Source organism: Janthinobacterium lividum (assembly GCF_034424625.1).
GTDB classification, from domain to species: Bacteria; Pseudomonadota; Gammaproteobacteria; order Burkholderiales; family Burkholderiaceae_D; genus Janthinobacterium; species Janthinobacterium lividum.
The window spans coordinates 2,916,863-2,935,734 of record NZ_CP139976.1 but is presented as its reverse complement, the minus strand read 5'-3'; the positions used below and the strand labels follow the sequence as shown (position 1 = coordinate 2,935,734).

Here is an 18,872-nt window from a genome sequence, read left to right as displayed (position 1 = left end):
ACTCTCCAGGTTATCCAACAATCAAACGGCTGCCACGCACGGCATGTATGGTGTAATGGCCGGCTTGCGTATCGCCACCGGGAATCAGCTCCACATCCCACAAGGCGCCGCGGTACATGACGCGCGCCGCGCCATCGACCCAATGCGCGACCGCTACGCTTTGGCCGATATCGAGATTCACATTCGGGTCCTGCGCCGCATCGCGCCGCGCCGCCTTGCCAAAACGGCTGCGCCGCAATAACAGGGTGGCCGCCACGCCGACAATGGCGGCCGTCAGGGCTTGCCAGCCGCCATTGCCGCCCGCCAGCGCCACCAGTCCTCCGGCACTGATGCCGATGGCAATCATCAGCAAATAAAACGTACCCGTAAACAGCTCCAGGATCAATACCGCGCCAGCTGCCACAAACCAGCCTACCCATTCAGCCATGATGCCTCCATCTTTGCGAATCCGAAAATAAAAAACCCCGTAGCCTATATAAGCGACGGGGTTTAATGCGTATTACTGCCTGATATTATTCTTGCCAAACACCTATATACAAGCAGTCTAACGCAATTCCTGATGACGTCAATAGGCGGGGGCGAATTAGCGCCGCAGGCCCGGCCTTTATTCCTCGAGCAGGCTGCGCAGCATCCACGCCGTCTTTTCATGCAAATCCAGGCGCTGCGTGATCAGGTCGGCCGTCGGCTGGTCATTGGCCTTTTCCAGCAGCGGGAACAGGCGGCGCGCCGTGCGCGCAGTTGCTTCCTGTGCCGATACCAGGTGGCTGACCATGTCCAGCGCCGGCGGCACGCCGTCGATTTCCTTGATCGAGGCCAGCTTGACGAATTCCTTGTAGGTACCGGGCGCCGGGTAGCCGAGAGCGCGGATGCGCTCGGCGATCAGGTCCAGCGCGGCCCACTGCTCCGTGTATTGCGTCATGAACATCAGGTGCAGGGTGTTGAACATCGGCCCCTTGACGTTCCAGTGAAAATTATGGGTCATCAGGTACAAGGTGTAGCTGTCGGCCAGCAGGCCGGACAGGCCTTCCGCAATCTTCGCGCGGTCCGCTTCGGAAATGCCGATATCGATCTTTGCCACTTTGCTCGGTTTCTTGCTTGCCATGTGAACTCCTGTTTCAATGTATTGGTGAAATCATTTTAGCTGATCTGGAGCAAGCCCATCGAATACTGCCGTGCGCCGCGTGGCAGGCATAAAAAAACCCGCTGCCGGGTGAGCGGCAGCGGGTTTTCAAAGGGCGGGAAAGATGCTTACGCTTTCAGCGCAGCCAGTTTCTGCCAGGTGTCGATCACCGAATCCGGATTCAGGGACATCGATTCGATGCCCTGCTCCATCAGCCAGACGGCGAAGTCCGGATGGTCGGAAGGACCCTGGCCGCAAATGCCGATGTACTTGCCGCGTGCCAGGCAAGCCTTGATGGCCAGGGCCAGCAGCGCTTTCACGGCAGGATCGCGCTCGTCGAAGTCGGCGGCCAGCAATTCCATGCCGGAATCGCGGTCCAGGCCCAGGGTCAGCTGGGTCAGGTCGTTCGAACCGATCGAGAAGCCATCGAAATGGTCGAGGAACTGGTCGGCCAGGATGGCGTTCGACGGCACTTCGCACATCATGATGACGCGCAGGTCGTTCTCGCCGCGCTTCAAGCCATTCTTCGCCAGCAAGTCGATGACTTTCTCGGCCTGGCCCAGGGTGCGCACGAAGGGCACCATGATTTCCACGTTGGTCAGGCCCATGTCATTGCGCACGCGCTTCATCGCTTCGCATTCCATGTTGAACGCTTCGGAGAAGTCGGCCGACAGGTAGCGCGCCGCGCCGCGGAAGCCCAGCATCGGGTTTTCTTCGTCCGGCTCGTAGCGCGAACCGCCGATCAGCTTCTTGTACTCGTTCGACTTGAAGTCGGACAGGCGCACGATGACTTTTTTCGGCCAGAACGCGGCGGCGATGGTGGCGATGCCTTCGGCCAGCTTGTCGATGTAGAACGCCTTTGGCGAAGCGTGGCCGCGCGCCACCGATTCCACGGCCTTTTTCAGGTCGGCATCGATGTTCGGGTATTCCAGGATCGCGCGCGGGTGCACACCAATATTGTTATTGATGATGAATTCCAGGCGCGCCAGGCCCACGCCGGCATTCGGCACGGACTGGAAGTCGAACGCCAGCTGCGGATTGCCCACGTTGAGCATGATCTTGGTGTCGAGCTTCGGCAATTCGCCGCGCGACACTTCCGACACTTCTGTTTCCAGCAAGCCATCGTAGATCTTGCCTTCGTCGCCTTCGGAGCACACGACGGTGACAAACGTGCCATCTTTCAGCACGTCGGTCGCGTCGCCGCAGCCGACGACGGCAGGCACGCCCAGTTCACGCGCAATAATTGCTGCGTGACAAGTACGACCACCGCGGTTGGTGACGATGGCCGAAGCGCGTTTCATGACAGGTTCCCAGTTCGGGTCCGTCATGTCGGCAACAAGCACGTCGCCTGGCTGCACGCGCTCCATGTCGGCCGGGTCGTGGATCACGCGCACGGGGCCGGCGCCGATCTTCTGGCCGATGGCGCGGCCCGACGTCAGCACGGTGCCCGTGCTTTTCAGCTTGAAGCGCTCTTGCACGTCGGTCGCCTTTTGCTGCGACTTGACGGTCTCTGGACGCGCTTGCAGGATGTACAGCTTGCCGTCGCGGCCATCCTTGCCCCACTCGATGTCCATCGGACGGCCGTAGTGGTTTTCGATGATGACGGCGTATTTGGCCAGTTCCACCACTTCGCTGTCGTTCAGCGAGTAGCGGTTGCGCATTTCGACGGGCACGTCGACGGTTTTCACGGAACGGCCAGCTTTCGCTTCGTTCGTGAATTCCATTTTCAGCAGCTTCGAGCCGATATTGCGGCGGATCACAGGCGACTTGCCCTTTTCCAGCATCGGCTTGTGCACATAGAATTCGTCGGGATTGACGGCGCCCTGCACCACGGTTTCGCCCAGGCCATAGCTGGAGGTGACGAAGACCACGTCCTTGAAGCCCGATTCCGTATCGATGGTAAACATCACGCCAGCCGCGCCCAGGTCGGAACGCACCATGCGCTGCACGCCGGCCGACAAGGCCACTTCAGCGTGCGTAAAGCCCTTGTGCACGCGGTACGAGATGGCGCGGTCGTTGTACAGCGATGCGAACACCTGCTTCATGGCCTCGAGCACGTTGTCGATGCCGACCACGTTCAGGAAGGTCTCTTGCTGACCAGCAAAAGAAGCATCCGGCAAGTCTTCCGCCGTGGCCGAGGAACGCACGGCAAACGACATTTCGGTATCGGAATCGGCCACCAGCTTGGCGTAGAACTGGTCGATTTCGGCGGCTAGGCGTGGCTGGAATGGCGTTTCCACGATCCATTGACGGATCTCGGCACCGGCTTGCGCCAGCGAGCGCACGTCATCGATGTTCAGCCCTTCGAGGCGCTGGGCGATGCGTTCGGCCAGCGGCAAGCCGCCATTGGCGCTATACGACAGGAAATCGCGGAATGCCTGCGCCGTGGTGGCAAAGCCACCGGGCACGCGCACGCCGGCTTCCGCCAGCTGGCTGATCATTTCGCCCAGGGAGGCGTTCTTTCCGCCGACGGATTCGACATCCGTCATGCGCAAATGCTCGAACGAGGCAACATACACCGCGTCCTTGTCTTCCTGCTGTTGCGATACTGCGTTGGTCATAATGACACCCTTACTGATGATAGAAATCTTTACGCGCGGCGCACAGACAGTCTTCTTGTTATTCTTGGCGTCGTGCAGCACAATCATACCGTTGCAGCCATTTTACCTTGTGCGGCGCAAATTGACGACGCACAATCTTGATCCGAAAACCCATGACACAAGATCCACGCCCCCCTCTGCCCTCCGCGGCCCGCACCGTCTTCTTCGTTTCCGACGGCACCGGCATCACCGCCGAGACGTTCGGCCACTCGGTGCTGACGCAGTTCGATCTGCGCTTCCGCCAGATCCGCCTGCCCTTCATCGATACCATGGACAAGGCCTACGAGGCGGCGCGCAAGATCAACGAAGCGTTCGCCACCGATGGCCAGCGCCCGATCATTTTCTCCACCCTGGTGAAGAACGACCTGTCGGCCGTGATCCGCAAGTCCAGCGGCATGCACATGGACCTGATCCAGACCTTTGTCGCCCCACTGGAGCAGGAACTGGGCGTCATGTCGACCCATACCATCGGGCGCTCGCACAATATCGTCGACAGCGAGGAATACAAGAACCGCATCGAGGCGATCAACTATTCGCTGGCGCACGACGATGGCCAGTCGCACAAGAACCTGTCCTCGGCCGATGTCATTCTGGTGGGTGTGTCACGCTCTGGCAAGACCCCGACCAGCCTGTATCTGGCCATGCAATACGGTATCAAGGCGGCCAATTATCCGCTGATTCCCGACGATTTCGAGCGCGACAAGCTGCCATCGGCGCTGCTGGAATTTAAGAATAAAATTTTCGGATTGAGCATTACGCCCGAACGTTTGTCGGAAATACGCAACGAAAGACGCGCTGGAAGCAAGTATGCGGCCATCGAAAACTGCCGTTACGAGGTCAACGAGGCGGAAAAAATGATGAAACGCGAGGGCATCCGCTGGCTGTCGTCGACCACCAAGTCGATCGAAGAGATCTCCACGACGATCCTGCAGGAGATCAAGCCGAACCGCCGCGAGTACTAGAACGCTTGACCAAACCTGCTGCGCGTCGGTTTTGTCAGGCGTTCGTTTCGCTCGAAAGCACCGTCAGCGCGGCGACCAGTTGATCGAGTTCGCTGGTCTGCGTCGTGACGGCCACCGTTGCGCGCACGACATCGGTATCGCCGATATTGCGTTCGACGGTAAACACGCCGAAGCGGTGCAATAAAACCTGCTGCAGTTCCCGCGCACGCATGCCATCGACGGCAAAGGCCACCAGCGCCGTGCCACGCCTGGCATCGAGCGGAGACAACATGCGCACGCCAGGCAGTTGCGCGACGCGGCTGACCCAGTAATGGCGCAGCCAGGCCAGGCGTTCATTCTTCGCCGGCGTGCCGCCCATACGCGCATGGAAGTCCAATGCGGCAGGCGCGGCCAGGATGGCGCCGATCGGCGGCATGCCCATGTGCAGGCGGCCGCGGATATCGTCGGGCGGATAATCATCGTCGCCAAAGTGTGGTTCGATCTTGTGCAGCTGCGATGCGCGGATATACACGATACCCAGTCCCGCCGGCGCCCCCAGCCATTTGTGCAGATTGAAGCCGGCAAAATCGACGCCCATGGCTTGCACGTCCACGTCGACCTGCCCCAGCGCATGGGCGCTATCGAGCAGCACGTCGATGCCGTGCTCGCGCGCCAGCGCCATGATGGCTTGCACTGGCAGTTGCTGGCCGTTGGCCGGCGCCACCTGCGACAGCAGCAGCAACTTGGGCTTGACGGCCTGGCGCATGGCTTGCGCGTAACTGGCGACGATCTCGTCATCGCTGATGGGCAAGTGCAATGTGACTTGCGTGCTGGTGACGCCACGGCGCTGCGCCAGCCAGCGCATGGCCGTGCGCATGGCCGGATAGTCGAGATTGCTCCACAGTACCGTATCACCGGGCGCCAGGCCGTGGTATTGCGTGATCAGCACCTGCATCGACTCGGTGCCGCTGCGGGTCAGCAGTATCTCGCGCGGCTCCGCGTGGATCAGCGCAGCGACGCGCTGGCGCAGAATATCCACATGCGTGCGCGTGAACTCGCCGCGCACGAAAGGACTCAGTTGCTCGTTGGTGTAGCGCACGGCCTGCTCGAAGGCGGCTTGCACGGGCGCGGCCATGGCGCCGAAATAGCCATGCTCGAGATTGACGATGGCGTCCGGCGGCGCGGGATACAACGCGGCCACCTGGCGCCACCAGGCCTCGTCACGTGCGGCACCGTCGGCGAGCAGGGCGAAAGACATGGCTACCCTGTTCAGGCCTGGCCCTGGCGCAGCTGCTCGAAGAAGCAGACGGCGGCGCAGGCAGCCACGTTCAGCGATTCGATCTGGCCCAGGTGGGGAATGACCACTTGGTGCGTGGCCATCGACAGCAGGTCGTCGGCGACGCCCTGCCCTTCATGGCCGAACAGCCACGCGACGGGCTGGCGCAGGTCGACGTCGTACAGGCGCTGCGTGGCATAGCCGCTGGTGGCGAGGGTCGCCACCTTGGCGCCCGCCACCAGCGCCGCCAGGTCGACGTTTTCAAAGATGTCGAGCACGAAATGCGCGCCCATCGCCGCACGCAGCACCTTCGGCGACCAGCAGAAGGCCGTGCCGGCGCTGCAGTACACCTGCATGATGCCGGCGGCGGCCGCGCTGCGCAGGATGGAGCCCACGTTGCCCGGGTCTTGCAGGTTATCGAGCAGCACGGCCGACACGCCCAGGGGCTGCGTGACGGCCCGTTCCGGCGTCTCGATGAGGAACATCACGCCCACGCCATGTTCGACCTGGCTCACGGCGTTATACAGCGCGTCGGGCAAGCCCAGCACGTGCGCGCGCTGGCTTTCCAGCTGGCCGACGATGTCCGCCACTTCCCCGTTCTGCAAGGCGCTTTCGCTGACGATACATTGCTCCGGCATGCCGCGCAGCTGCAGGTAGGACTGGCACAGGTGCACGCCGTCGAGCAGGGTGCGGCCCGACTTGCGGCGCGCCTGCGAACTGCCCGCCAGCTTCAGCAAATCCTTGTATTGCGCATTGTCGCGCGAGGTAATCGTCTTCATGCCGCCACCTCCTGTCCGCCAAACAGGGCGATCACGTTGCGCACGGGCGCGAACGAGCGGCGGTGCACGGGCGAGGCGCCGTGCAGGTGCAGGCGCTCGAGGTGCAGCTTGGTGCCGTAGCCCTTGTGCTGGTCGAAGCAGTATTCGGGATAGGCCGCATGCAGGTGTACCAGGGCCGCGTCGCGCGCCGTCTTGGCCAGGATCGAGGCGGCGGAGATCGAATCGACCTTGTCGTCGCCACCAATGATGGCCATGCCGCGTATCGGCATCACGGGGCAGCGGTTGCCGTCGATCAGGGCCAGGGTCGGCACGGTAGCCAACGCCTCGACGGCGCGGCGCATGGCCAGCATCGACGCCTGCAAAATATTCAGGCGGTCGATCTCTTCTTCCGACGCTTCGGCGATGGCCCAGGCCAGAGCCTTGGCCTTGATCTGCGGCGCCAGCAAGTCGCGCCTGGTTTCGCTGAGTTTTTTCGAGTCGCGCAAGCCGTCGATAGGCTGGTTCGGGTCGAGGATCACGGCGGCGGCGAACACGGGGCCGGCCAGCGGACCGCGTCCTGCCTCGTCGACGCCGCAGACGATTTCATCGAGCGAGAATGGCAAGTCATCAAACAGGCCGGGATAGATATTTTTCACGTTGAATCTTTGGTTGGTACTGCGGTTGAAGCGGTGATCGGGGCTTACTTGCGAGTGGCGGCGATGACTTGCATGACGGCGTTGGCGCTCTCTCGCGCGCTGTCGCGCAGCAGGCTGTGGTGCATGTCCGTGAAGCGCTGCACCAGGCGCAGGCGGCCCGGCACGTCGCTCAGCTGCTGCCACATGGCCTCGGCCAGCGATTCGGGGCTGGCCGCGTTTTGCAGCAGCTCGGGCACCAGGTAATCGCGCGCCAGGATGTTGGGCAAACCAATCCACGGCTGGTAACCCATGTGACGCATGATTTCCCACGACGCGCGCATCATCTTGTAGGCGATGACCATGGGCTTCTTGTACAGCGCCACTTCCAGCGAGGCCGTGCCGGACGCCACCAGCACCGCATCGGCGGCGCAGATGGCAGTGTGCGAGCCGCCGTCGGTGAGCAGGATCTCGACGTCCTGCAAGCCTGCTTCCGCAATCAATTGCAGGAAGTACTGGCGCTGCTTTTCACCGGCCATGGGCGCGACGAAACGCAGGGAGCGGTCGCGCGCCAGCAGCAGCTTGCAGGCACCGACAAAGGCCACCGTATTGTATTTGAGTTCGCCCATGCGGCTGCCTGGCATCAGGGTCACGACATTCGCGTCTTCCGGCAAGCCCAAAGTGCGGCGCGCGGCCGCTTCGTCGGGCTGCAACGGAATCATTTCAGCCAGCGGATGGCCGACATAGGTGACGGGCACGCCCGCCTTGCGGTAGATCTCTTCCTCGAAGGGGAAGATCACCAGCATGTGCGAGACGGCCTTGATGATTTTCTTGATGCGGCCACCGCGCCAGGCCCATATCTGCGGCCCGATGTAGTGCACGGTGGGGATGCCGCCTTCCTTGAGCTGCTGTTCCAGTCCCAGGTTGAAGCCCGGGTAGTCGGCGCCGATGAAGACGGCGGGCCGTTCGGCCAGCAACTGGTCGCGCAGCGCGTTCTGGATGCCCTTGATTTCGCGGTAGCGGGGAATGATCTCGAACAGGCCCCGCACGGTCAGCTTGTCGAGCGGCCAGTCGGACACGAAACCCTGCCTGGCCATGTGCTCGCCGCCGATGCCGTGAAAGCGGGCACCGGGCAGCTGCGGCACGAGGCCGGACAGCAGCCGGCTGGCCAGCAGGTCGCCCGACACCTCGCCGGCGACGATGGCGACATTGGCGACCGGCCGGCCGCCGAACTGGTCAGCGGACGATGCCACGCGACGCCACGCCAAGGAATTCGCGCATGGCACGAATGTGTTGCGCCACCTCGGGCGACGATGCCGCCTCTTCTTCGAACAGGGCAGCCTTGGATTCTTCCAGGGTCAGTCCCGAGCGGTAGATGAGTTTATACGCGGTGCGGATGCCGTTGATCTGCTCGCGCGTAAAGCCGCGGCGTTTCAAGCCCTCGATATTGACGCCATGCGCCTGCGCCGGATTGCCGTTCAACAGGACGAACGGTGGCACGTCCTGCGTCAGGCTGGTGCTCATGCCGACAAAAGCGTGCGCGCCGATCTTGCAGAACTGGTGCACATTGGCGAAGCCGCTCATGATGACCCAGTCGCCGATCTCCACGTGGCCCGCCAGCTGCGCGTTGTTCGAAAAAATCGTGTTGTTGCCCACCAGGCAGTCGTGCGCCAGGTGCACATACGCCGAAATCCAGTTGTCATTGCCCAGGCGCGTCACGCCGCCGCCCTGCACGGTGCCCGTGTTGAAGGTGCAGAATTCGCGGATGGTGTTGCGGTCGCCGATTTCCAGGCGCGTCGCCTCGCCCGCCCATTTTTTGTCCTGCGGCTGCGCGCCGATGGAGGAAAACTGGAACAGGTGGTTATCGCTGCCGATCGTCGTGTGCCCGTCGATCACCACGTGCGGGCCAACCTTGGTACCGGCGCCGATGCGCACGTGCGGACCGATGATGGTGTACGGACCCACCTCGACCGAACTGTCGAGCTCGGCCTTCGGGTCGATGACTGCCGTGGAGTGGATGGCCGCCATGTTACTGCCCCGCTGGCTGGCTCGCAGACTGGCTCGCATCCTGCGCGCTGCGGATGGTGCACATCAGTTCCGCTTCCACCGCCAGCTTGCCGTCGACCGTACCGACGGCCTTGTATTTCCAGATGCCGCGCGAGACGCGCAGGATTTCCACATCCATCTTCAGCTGGTCGCCCGGCTCGACAGGACGCTTGAAGCGCGCATTGTCGATGCCGACAAAGTACACCACCGAATTTTCGTCCGGCTTCACGCCCATCGTCAGGAACGACAGCAAGGCCGCCGTCTGCGCCAGCGCTTCGATCATCAGCACGCCAGGCATGACTGGCTTGTGCGGGAAATGGCCCTGGAAAAACTCTTCGTTGACCGTCACGTTCTTGATGGCGGTGATGGTTTTGTTCGCTTCCCAGTCCAGCACGCGGTCAACCAGCAGCAGCGGGTAACGGTGCGGCAGCAGCGATTTGATGGCGAGGATGTCGAGGGTCTTTTTTTCAGTAGTCATTTTTCGTCTTGCGTGGTCAGTGTTTTAATTGTTTTTTCAAGCGCGCGTATCTTCTCGCGCATGCTTGACAGGTTGCGCACGATGGCGGCGCTCTTTTCCCAGTCGGCGTTCTTGGCCAGCGGATAGAAGCCCGTGTACTGGCCCGCTTCCAGGATCGAACGCGAAACCATGCTGCCCGAGCCCACGTGGACGCGGTCGGCAATGGTCAGGTGGCCCAGCACCATGGCGGCACCGCCAAAGGTGCAATACTTGCCGATGATGGCGCTGCCGGCCACGCCGACGCAGCCGGCCATGGCCGTGTGCGCGCCGATATGGCAGTTGTGGCCGATCTGGATCTGGTTATCGAGCTTGACGCCATCTTCGATGATGGTGTCGGCCAGTGCGCCACGGTCGATGGTGGTGTTGGCGCCGATATCGACATCGTCACCGATCACCACCCTGCCCGTCTGCGGAATCTTGATATACACGCCGCCTTCGTTGGCGAAGCCGAATCCGTCGGTGCCGATCACGGCGCCCGAATGGATGATGCCGCGCTGGCCGATCACGCAGCGCGCGTGGAAGGTCACGTTGGCGAACAGCTGGGTACCGGCGCCGATGACGGCGTCGCGGCCCACCACGCAGCCGGCGCCGATGACGCAGCCGGCACCGATCACGGCGCCCGCTTCGATCACCGCATGCACGCCGACGGAGGCGCTGGCGTCAACCTGCGCGCTGGCGTCGACAAAGGCGCCCGGATGGATGCCGACCGGGGCCTTGATCTCGTGCAGGGCGGCGAAATACTGCGCCGCGCGCGCGAAATACACATAGGGATTCGGGGTGACGATACGCGCGCCGGCGTAGTCGCCGCCGATCAGCGCGTCGTCGGCCGGCGTGAGGATCAGCGCCGCGGCGCCGCTCTGGGCGGCCTGTGCGCGGAATTTGCTGTTGCTGAGAAAGCTGATGTGCGAAGCGCCGGCGTCGGCCAGCGGTGCGATGCCTGAAACTTCCAGGTTGGGATCGCCCGCCAACTGCCCGCCGAAGCGTTCGACCAAGTCTCCTAGTCGAGTGCCCATCTTTTACCTTTATAAGAACGCCTGACTATGCCTGCTGCGCGGCGCGATTTGCGGTCTCCGATGCTCACAGTGCTCCAGCACAGCTCCGCTTCTCAACCACAACTCACCTCCGCTCGCCACGGCACTGTCAGGCGTAAAAACTATTACAGTTACTTGTCCAGCGCCTTCAATACCTTGTCGGTAATGTCGATGCGCGGGCTGGCCCACAGGGCTTCCTGCAGCACGATGTCATATCCTTCGATATGCGCCATCTGCTGGATGATGGTGTTGGCTTTTTCCGCGATGGCGCTGCGCTCTTCGTTCGTACGCTGGCTCAGGTCTTCGCGAAATTCGCGCTGGCGGCGTTGCAGCTCCTTGTCCAGCTCGAAAAACTCGCGCTGGCGCTTGGCGCGCTCCGCCTCGCTCAGGGTCGGCATGTCCTTTTCCAGGGCTTCGTTGGCGACCTTGAAGCGGCTGGCCAGTTCCTGCACGGCTTTTTCACGCGAGCGGAACTCTTCGGCCAGCTTGGCGCTGGCCAGCTTGGCCAGCCTCGATTCGTTATAAATACGTTCGCTGCTGATCCAGGCGATCTTCGACTCCTGAGCCTGCGCCTGCACCGGCAACAGCGAACTCCAGCACAATGCGATCACGGCAAGGGTCTTGGGCAGGGTAGCGGATGCGGTGTTCATGATACTCCATGGTCAAAAAGTAAAAGCTGTCGCCCCGGTTCAGATGGCCGGTCAGAAACCGGTGCCCATCTGGAACTGGAAGCGCTCCAGGCGGTCCGTCGGCTTGGCGTTCAGCGGCTTGGCATAGCTCAGCTTGAGCGGGCCCACCGGGGAAATCCAGCTGATGCCCAAGCCAGCAGAATAGCGCAATTGCGACAAACGCATTTTTTCGCCTTCCTGGTAGACCTGGCCGCCGTCAAGGAAACCGAACCAGCGCAAGCTGCGGTCATTGCCCGAACCGGGGAATGGCATCTGCAGTTCCGCGTTACCGATCAGGCGCGAAGCGCCGCCCAAGGCATCGTTGGTGCTCGGTTCGACCGCGCCCAGCGAAGAACTCAGGTAGCCGCGCACCGAACCGATACCGCCGCCGTAGAAGTTCTTGAAGACCGGATACACGTGCTTGCCGATGCCGTGGCCGTAATCGAGTTCGCCCTTCAGCGCCAGGGTGACCTTGCTGAACAGCGGACGGAAATACTGGTGCTCATAGATGGCACGGAAGTACTTCTGGTCGCCGATCAGGTCAGCCTCCAGGTTGACGCGCTGGTAGCGGCCAATCGACGGCGTCAGGGCGCTGTCGCGGCTGTCGCGCTGCCATGCCGCCGTCAGCGGGATGGAATTGGTGGTAGCCGAACCGATACCGTCGGACGGGCCGCCATTGTCAACCACGTATTGCTTGAAGCGGATCGGGCTGGTGATGTCGGTTTCGATGCGCGAGCGCTCGGCGCCGATACCGAAGAAGACGGTGTCGACTTCCGAGAACGGCACGCCGAAACTGACGCGGCCACCGGTTTGCTTGATCTTGTAGCTGCCGATGTTCAGCGCCGGCGGTTCCGTCGTACGCAGGTAGACCTCAAAGCTGCGCGAAATGCCATCGTCCGTGTAGTACGGATTGGTTTGCGAAAACGCGATCGTGCGGCTGTAATGGCTGGTATTGAGTTCGATGCCGACCGTGTTGCCGCTACCGGCAAAGTTGGCCTGCGAAATCGATGCCGACAGGGTGAATTTTTCCGATTGCGAGAAAGCGCCGCCGATCAGGAAGTTACCGGTTGGTTTTTCCACCACCGTCACGTTGACGTCGACCTGGTCGGTCGTGCCCTGCGCTTCCGGCGTGTCGATGGTCACGTCCTTGAAGTAGCCAAGGCGGTCGACACGGTCGCGCGACAGCTTGATCTTGTTGCTGTCATACCAGGACGATTCGAACTGGCGGAATTCGCGGCGGATGACTTCATCGCGCGTGGTGGTGTTGCCAGCGATATTCATGTGGCGCACGTACACGCGCTTGCCCGGATCGATGAAGAAGGTAAAGCCCACTTCATGCTTTTCACGGTTGATTTCCGGATTCGCGTTGACGTTGGCAAATGCATAGCCGAACGTGGCCAGGCGATCCTGGATGCGCTTGTTCGTCGCCGTCAGGCGCGCGCCCGAATAGATCTCGCCTTCGCGCATCAGGTTCAGCGCTTTCAGCTCTTCTTCGCGGCCAAACATCTCGCCTTCGAACTTGGTGCCGGCGATCTTGTACTTCTCGCCTTCGGTGATATTGATCGTCAGGTAAATGTCTTTTTTATCGGGCGTGATCGACACTTGCGTCGAGTCGACCTGCATCTCGATATAGCCGCGGTCCAGGTAGTAGGACTTGAGCGACTCGATGTCGCCCGTCAGCTTGGTCTTCGAATATTGGTCGGCCTTGGTGTACCAGCTGAACCAGCCGCCCGTGTTCAGGGCCAGCTGCTCGCGCAGTTCCTTGTCGGTGAAGGCCTTGTTGCCGACGATGTTGATCTGCTTGATGCGGGCCACGTCGCCCTCGTCGACGGCGAACACCACGTTGACGCGGTTACGCTCGATCGGCGTGACGGTGGTGGTGATCTTCACGCCGTACAGGCCATGCGACAGGTACTGGCGCTTGAGTTCCTGTTCCGCGCGGTCAACGGACGCCTTGTCGAAAATCTTGGCTTCACCGACGCCGATTTCCTTCAGGGCCTTGACCAGCACATCCTTTTCAAATTCCTTGGTACCCGTAAATTCCACGGTGGCGATGGCCGGACGTTCCTCGACCAGCACCACCAGCACGTCGCCATCGGCTTCCAGGCGCACATCCTTGAACATGCCCGTCGCGTACAGGGCCTTGATGGCGGCCACGCTCTTCTCGTCGGAGAACGTTTCGCCGACCCGCACCGGCAGGTAGGCAAACACGGTGCCCGCTTCAGTACGCTGGATCCCTTCGACCCGGATGTCCTTGACAGTAAATGGCTGGACGGCCAGCGCGTGGCCGGAACAGAAGGCCATGACGGCGGCGCCGATCAGGCTGCGGCGAAAGGAAGGCAAGGCAAAACGAGCAGAATGTAATTTCATTGGGGTTATTCAATGGGTAAATCAATGGACAACATACACAAAAGATTGCTTGTGCGACTCACGCAATGGCATCAACCACCGCCCTAATTCAGCAATCGCAACACGTCATTAAAGACGGCTAGCACCATCAAGGTCAGCAACAAACCGATCCCCAGGCGCTGGGCAATCTCGCCTACGCGCTCCGGCAAGGGGCGTCCGGTCAAAACTTCCAGCGAATAATACAGCAAATGCCCGCCATCCAGAACAGGAATGGGTAGCAAATTCATCACGCCCAGACTGATACTGATGAAGGCAATGAAGCTCAGGTAGCTTACCAGGCCGATGCGCGCCGTCTGGCCCGCGTAATCGGCGATGGTAATGGGTCCCGTCACATTCTTCAGCGAGACCTGGCCGGTGATCATCTTGCCCAGCATTTTCAGGCTCATGACACTGGTATCCCAGACCTTGGCGGACGCCTTGCCCACGGCGGCGAACGGTCCGGATGCCACGGTGATCATATCCGGCACCTGCCCCAGCTTTGCCTGTATCTTACCAACTGTTACAGCTCCCTCTGCCCCGGCGCCCGGCACGGCGTCCGGCGTAATGGGCAGGGTCAGGTCCTGGCCCTGGCGCAAGAGTTGCAATTGCAAGGTCCGGCCCGGCGCCTGGCTCAGGGTGGCGATAACGGCCGCCACGTCGTGCACGGGCTGCTCGTCGATGGCCAGGATCTGGTCGTCTTTCTGCAAGCCGGCGCGCGCAGCGGCGCCACCGGGCATGATTTCCATCAGGGTGGGCGCGGAACGGGCCAGGGTCAGGCCCAGCTTGCCCAGCACATCGCCTTCCAGGTCCGTTTCCGTCAGGCTGGCCGTCGGCAAGGTCGCTTCCTGCTCGCCGCGGTCAGGCCGGCGCACTTCGATGCGGGCCGGCTGCTTATCGAGCGTGGCCTGGATCAGCTCCCAGCGCAGCTCGGACCAGCTGGCCACAGCCTTGCCATTCACCGCTTCGACCGTATCGCCGCTGCGCAAGCCGGCCGCATAGGCGGCCGTCTGCTCGGCCACGGGGCCGAGCTTGCTCGACGGCTCTTCGATGCCATGCATGAACAGGCCCGCGTACAGCACGATGGCGACGAGGAAATTGGCCAGCGGGCCGGCGGCCACGATGGCGATGCGGCGCCACACGCTCTGGCGCGTGAATTCGCGGCGCAATTCGCTTTCCGGCAAGTCGCTGAGGTCTTGCGCGCGGCTGTCGAGCATGCTCACATAGCCGCCCAGCGGCAGCGCGGAAATAGCCCATTCCGTCTGGTCCTTGCCAAACTTGCGCGAATACACCACTTTTCCCATGCCGATCGAGAAACGCAGCACCTTTACGCCGCACCAGCGCGCCACCAGGTAGTGGCCCAGCTCGTGCAGGGTAATCAGTGAACCGAGCGCGACAATAAAGGCCAGTAACGTGGTGATGAGCGTCATGCAGCCAGCCTCTGGGCGATGTATGCTCGCGCAGCCGCTCTGGCCAGGCGGTCCTGCTCCATCACGGCCTCGATGCTGGAAGCGGCGCCATGCGGCACCGTCTGGATCACGTGCGCGATGACCCGGTCGATCTGGCGGAAGCCGATCTGTTCGTCGAGGAAGGCTTGCACGGCCACTTCATTGGCCGCGTTCAGCAGGGCCGGCGCCGTGCCGCCCGCGCGCAGGGCGTCGAACGCCAGCGCCAGGCAAGGGAAACGGCGGAAGTCGGGGCGCTCGAACTGCAGGGTAGCCACTTGCGCCAGGTCCAGTTGCGCCACGCCGGAAGCGATACGCTGCGGATATGCCAGCGCATGCGCGATCGGCGTGCGCATGTCCGGATTGCCCAGCTGGGCCAGCACGGAACCATCGACATACGACACCATCGAATGGATCACGCTTTGCGGGTGGATCAGTACCTCGATCTGCTCGGCAGGGGCACCGAACAGCCAGTGCGCCTCGATCACTTCCAGGCCCTTGTTCATCATGGTGGCCGAATCGACGGAAATCTTGCGCCCCATGGCCCAGGTCGGATGCTTGCACGCCTGGTCCGGCGTGACCGAGTCGAGCGTTTCGACGTCACGCGTGAGGAAGGGGCCGCCGGAAGCGGTGAGCACGATTTTTGCCACGCCTGCGGCGCCTGGCGCGCGGCCATGGGCGTGCGGCATGCATTGGAAGATGGCATTATGTTCGCTATCGATCGGCAGCAGCACGGCGCCGTTATCGTGCACGGCATCGATGAACAGCTGGCCGGACATGACGAGCGCTTCTTTATTGGCCAGCAATACTTTCTTTCCGGCACGCGCCGCCGCCAGGGTGGGCGCCAGGCCGGCCGCGCCGACGATGGCCGCCATCACGCCCGTCACTTGCGGCGCGCTGGCGATGGCGCACAGGGCTTCCTCGCCGTACTCGACTTGCGTATCGACGCCCTGCCCGCGCAGCAAGCGCGTCAGTTCAAGGGCGGCGTCCGCCGTGCCGACGACGGCGCGCTGGGGACGAAATTGCAGGCACTGGGCGGCCAGCTCGGCCACACGCGTATGCGCGCTCAGCGCATACACGCTGTATTGCTCCGGATGACGCGCGAGCACGTCCAGGGTGGACACGCCGACCGAACCGGTCGCGCCAAGAATGGTGATGTATTGCATGAGTTTCCTTAAAGCCAGCTGGCCACGAGGGCGGCAAATGGCAGGACCGGGATCAACGCGTCGATACGGTCGAGTACGCCGCCATGGCCAGGCAGCAGGCTGCTGCTGTCCTTGATGCCGGCGCGGCGCTTCAATTGGGATTCGAACAGGTCGCCGACGATGCTGGCGGCGACGATCAGCAGCAGCACCAGCAGGGCCACCAGCCAACCGCGGCGCAATTGCAGCTGCACGGCAAAGGTGTCTTGCAAGACCGGCAGCGATGGCGCGGCCACGATGGTGATGGCGGCAATGACCAGCACGGCGATGCCGCCGCCAATGGCACCTTCCCAGGATTTACCTGGGGAAATGCTTGGCGCCAGCTTGCGCTTGCCGAAAGCCTTGCCCGAGAAATAGGCGCCGATATCGGCGATCCACACGAGGGCCATGACGGACAGCAGGAACAAGGGGCTATGCAGGAACAGGGCGATGATGGCGACGAAGCAGCCGACGATGGTCACCGGATACACGAGGCTGAGCAAGGTATTGCCCAGGCCTTCGGTAGGCGGCAAGCCCGTCGCCAGCGAGGGCACGAAGCGGATCAGCCAGATGGCCACGCACAGGGCGAACCAGAAATTGAGCTGCGCCATGCCGTTACCGGCAAAGAACGTATACGCGAAGGCGGCAGTCCAGACGGCGGCAATCACGAGCGCATGGCGATTTTTGAAAATGCGGAAGCTTTCCCAGACGGCGGCGCCGAAGAACGCCGTGGCGATCACGGCGAAGGCGGGGAAATAATTCAGATACAGAACCGGCAGCAAGACCGCCAACAAGACCAGGGCGGTGATTATCCGTGTTTTCAGCATCAGTTTGTCTTTTCAGTTAATTGCGCGCTGGTACGGCCAAAGCGCCGTTCGCGCTGCTGGTAAGACGCGATTGCCGCGTCGAGGCACTCGTCATTGAAGTCGGGCCAGAAAGTCTCGGTGAAAAACAACTCAGTGTACGCCAGTTGCCACAGGAGGAAATTGGAAATGCGCTGCTCGCCGCCCGTGCGGATGAACAGGTCGGGCTCGGGCGCGTAGGCCATGGCCAGGTGCGGCGCCAGTTGCTCTTCCGTATAAGCGTGCGCGGCGGGCTGGCCATTGGCTGCCGCCTCGGCCGTCATTTTGTTGACTGCCTGCATGATGTCCCAGCGGCCGCCGTAATTGGCGCAGATGGATACCGTCAGGCGCGTGTTGTTCGCCGTCTTGCGCTCCGCATTGGCGATCAGGGTTTGCAGCTCGCCATTGAAGCGCGACAGGTCGCCCACCACCTTCAGGCGGATGTCGCTGGCATGCATCTTGACCACTTCACGTTCCAGCATCGTGACGAACAGGCGCATCAGCATCGACACCTCTTCTTCCGGGCGGCGCCAGTTTTCCGAACTGAAGGCAAACAGGGTCAGATATTCGACACCGCGGTCGAGGCAAGTCTCGACGATGCCGCGCACGGCGTCGGCGCCCTTGACGTGGCCAGCCACGCGGGGCAGGAAGCGCTTGGTTGCCCAGCGACCATTGCCATCCATAATGATTGCCACATGGCGCGGCACCGTGCCCACCTCAGGTACTGCCGTTGTCGAACTCGAATAGATCATGAAAACACGAATACCAAAAATAAAAGATAGCTATTATGCGCCAAATAGCACTGCCCGGAAAAGCCATGCTTTCCCGGGCAGTGTCAAAAGGACTGAAAACTAGACCGTCAGTACTTCTTTTTCTTTGTCGACGACCATCTTGTCGATGTCAGCAATAAACTTGTCCGTCAGTTTCTGCACTTCTTCCGACGAGCGGCGCTCATCGTCCTCGGAGCAGGCTTTTTCCTTGACCAGTTTCTTCAGCGACTCGTTCGCATCGCGGCGAATATTACGCACGGCAATCTTCGCGTCTTCCGCCTCGCTCTTGACCAGCTTGACCATTTCCTTGCGGCGCTCTTCCGTCAGCGGCGGCGTCGGAACGCGGATCAGGTCGCCCTGTGCCGATGGGTTCAAGCCCAGGTCGGCGTCGCGGATGGCTTTCTCGATGGTGTTGGCCATCTTCTTTTCGTACGGCTGCACACCGATGGTGCGCGCGTCGATCAGGGTCACGTTGGCGACCTGGGTCAGCGCCGTCGGCGAACCGTAGTAATCGACCATCACGTGGTCCAGGATACCCGTATGGGCGCGGCCGGTACGCACTTTGGCCAGATCGGCCCGCAGTGTTTCCAGCGACTTCGTCATGCGTTCCTGGGTGTTCTTTTTAACGTCAGCTAAGGACATTACCTACTCCTTGTCTTG

Annotated in this window: 18 protein-coding genes; 1 reads left to right on the top strand and 17 read right to left on the bottom strand. The window is 61.9% G+C overall.

All coding sequences use genetic code 11. The features are described from left to right. Positions 1–10: 10 nt before the first annotated feature. The 3 genes from U0004_RS13370 to ppsA form a co-directional block, all read right to left on the bottom strand. The gene (locus U0004_RS13370) at positions 11–427 is read right to left on the bottom strand and encodes an NfeD family protein (protein WP_034784134.1); all 417 of its coding nucleotides are present in this window, start codon (positions 425–427) and stop codon (positions 11–13) included. 177 nt (positions 428–604) lie between these two features. Next, positions 605–1,102: a Dps family protein gene (locus U0004_RS13365; RefSeq protein WP_034752224.1), complete on the bottom strand. Its 498-nt coding sequence runs from the start codon at positions 1,100–1,102 to the stop codon at positions 605–607. A gap of 146 nt (positions 1,103–1,248) precedes the next feature. Next, on the bottom strand, positions 1,249–3,681 hold the full coding sequence (gene ppsA / locus U0004_RS13360; protein ID WP_034752367.1) for a phosphoenolpyruvate synthase: 2,433 nt from the start codon (positions 3,679–3,681) through the stop codon (positions 1,249–1,251). A 152-nt stretch (positions 3,682–3,833) separates the two neighbouring features. Here ppsA and ppsR point away from each other — a divergent pair, with 152 nt between their 5' ends. Beyond that, positions 3,834–4,682: a posphoenolpyruvate synthetase regulatory kinase/phosphorylase PpsR gene (ppsR, locus tag U0004_RS13355; protein ID WP_034784135.1), complete on the top strand. Its 849-nt coding sequence runs from the start codon at positions 3,834–3,836 to the stop codon at positions 4,680–4,682. A 34-nt stretch (positions 4,683–4,716) separates the two neighbouring features. Here the strand turns inward: ppsR and U0004_RS13350 are convergent, their stop codons facing one another. From U0004_RS13350 to frr, 14 genes are all read right to left on the bottom strand, one after another. Further along, positions 4,717–5,919 (bottom strand): aminotransferase class V-fold PLP-dependent enzyme, encoded by a 1,203-nt coding sequence (locus U0004_RS13350; RefSeq protein ID WP_070257385.1) that lies wholly within the window; start codon positions 5,917–5,919, stop codon positions 4,717–4,719. An 11-nt stretch (positions 5,920–5,930) separates the two neighbouring features. Further along, positions 5,931–6,716 (bottom strand): TrmH family RNA methyltransferase, encoded by a 786-nt coding sequence (locus U0004_RS13345; protein WP_070257386.1) that lies wholly within the window; start codon positions 6,714–6,716, stop codon positions 5,931–5,933. Then, on the bottom strand, positions 6,713–7,351 hold the full coding sequence (gene rnhB, locus U0004_RS13340; protein ID WP_070257387.1) for a ribonuclease HII: 639 nt from the start codon (positions 7,349–7,351) through the stop codon (positions 6,713–6,715). Before rnhB ends, U0004_RS13345 begins: the two co-directional genes overlap by 4 nt. A 44-nt stretch (positions 7,352–7,395) precedes the next feature. Continuing rightward, entirely contained in the window at positions 7,396–8,580 is a 1,185-nt protein-coding gene (gene lpxB / locus U0004_RS13335) for a lipid-A-disaccharide synthase (protein ID WP_070257425.1), read from the bottom strand. Further along, the gene (lpxA, locus tag U0004_RS13330; RefSeq protein WP_034784140.1) at positions 8,564–9,355 is read right to left on the bottom strand and encodes an acyl-ACP--UDP-N-acetylglucosamine O-acyltransferase; all 792 of its coding nucleotides are present in this window, start codon (positions 9,353–9,355) and stop codon (positions 8,564–8,566) included. Before lpxA ends, lpxB begins: the two co-directional genes overlap by 17 nt. Position 9,356: 1 nt before the next feature. Next, the gene (gene fabZ / locus U0004_RS13325; RefSeq protein WP_070257388.1) at positions 9,357–9,851 is read right to left on the bottom strand and encodes a 3-hydroxyacyl-ACP dehydratase FabZ; all 495 of its coding nucleotides are present in this window, start codon (positions 9,849–9,851) and stop codon (positions 9,357–9,359) included. Beyond that, the gene (lpxD, locus tag U0004_RS13320) at positions 9,848–10,903 is read right to left on the bottom strand and encodes a UDP-3-O-(3-hydroxymyristoyl)glucosamine N-acyltransferase (protein WP_070257389.1); all 1,056 of its coding nucleotides are present in this window, start codon (positions 10,901–10,903) and stop codon (positions 9,848–9,850) included. The genes fabZ and lpxD overlap by 4 nt, the downstream gene beginning before the upstream one ends. A 149-nt stretch (positions 10,904–11,052) precedes the next feature. Continuing rightward, complete coding sequence (locus U0004_RS13315; protein WP_051958405.1) at positions 11,053–11,571, bottom strand: OmpH/Skp family outer membrane protein; 519 nt, start codon at positions 11,569–11,571, stop codon at positions 11,053–11,055. A gap of 51 nt (positions 11,572–11,622) precedes the next feature. Continuing rightward, complete coding sequence (gene bamA, locus U0004_RS13310) at positions 11,623–13,959, bottom strand: outer membrane protein assembly factor BamA (protein ID WP_034784144.1); 2,337 nt, start codon at positions 13,957–13,959, stop codon at positions 11,623–11,625. Between the two features lie 83 nt (positions 13,960–14,042). Further along, positions 14,043–15,404, bottom strand: a complete 1,362-nt coding sequence (gene rseP / locus U0004_RS13305; RefSeq protein ID WP_034784146.1) for an RIP metalloprotease RseP — start codon at positions 15,402–15,404, stop codon at positions 14,043–14,045. Further along, complete coding sequence (ispC, locus tag U0004_RS13300) at positions 15,401–16,585, bottom strand: 1-deoxy-D-xylulose-5-phosphate reductoisomerase (protein WP_070257390.1); 1,185 nt, start codon at positions 16,583–16,585, stop codon at positions 15,401–15,403. Before ispC ends, rseP begins: the two co-directional genes overlap by 4 nt. 8 nt (positions 16,586–16,593) lie before the next feature. Further along, the gene (locus tag U0004_RS13295; RefSeq protein WP_070257391.1) at positions 16,594–17,427 is read right to left on the bottom strand and encodes a phosphatidate cytidylyltransferase; all 834 of its coding nucleotides are present in this window, start codon (positions 17,425–17,427) and stop codon (positions 16,594–16,596) included. Further along, entirely contained in the window at positions 17,427–18,194 is a 768-nt protein-coding gene (gene uppS / locus U0004_RS13290) for a polyprenyl diphosphate synthase (RefSeq protein ID WP_034784151.1), read from the bottom strand. The genes U0004_RS13295 and uppS overlap by 1 nt, the downstream gene beginning before the upstream one ends. A 99-nt stretch (positions 18,195–18,293) precedes the next feature. Further along, complete coding sequence (gene frr / locus U0004_RS13285) at positions 18,294–18,854, bottom strand: ribosome recycling factor (RefSeq protein WP_034784152.1); 561 nt, start codon at positions 18,852–18,854, stop codon at positions 18,294–18,296. Positions 18,855–18,872 lie beyond the last annotated feature (18 nt).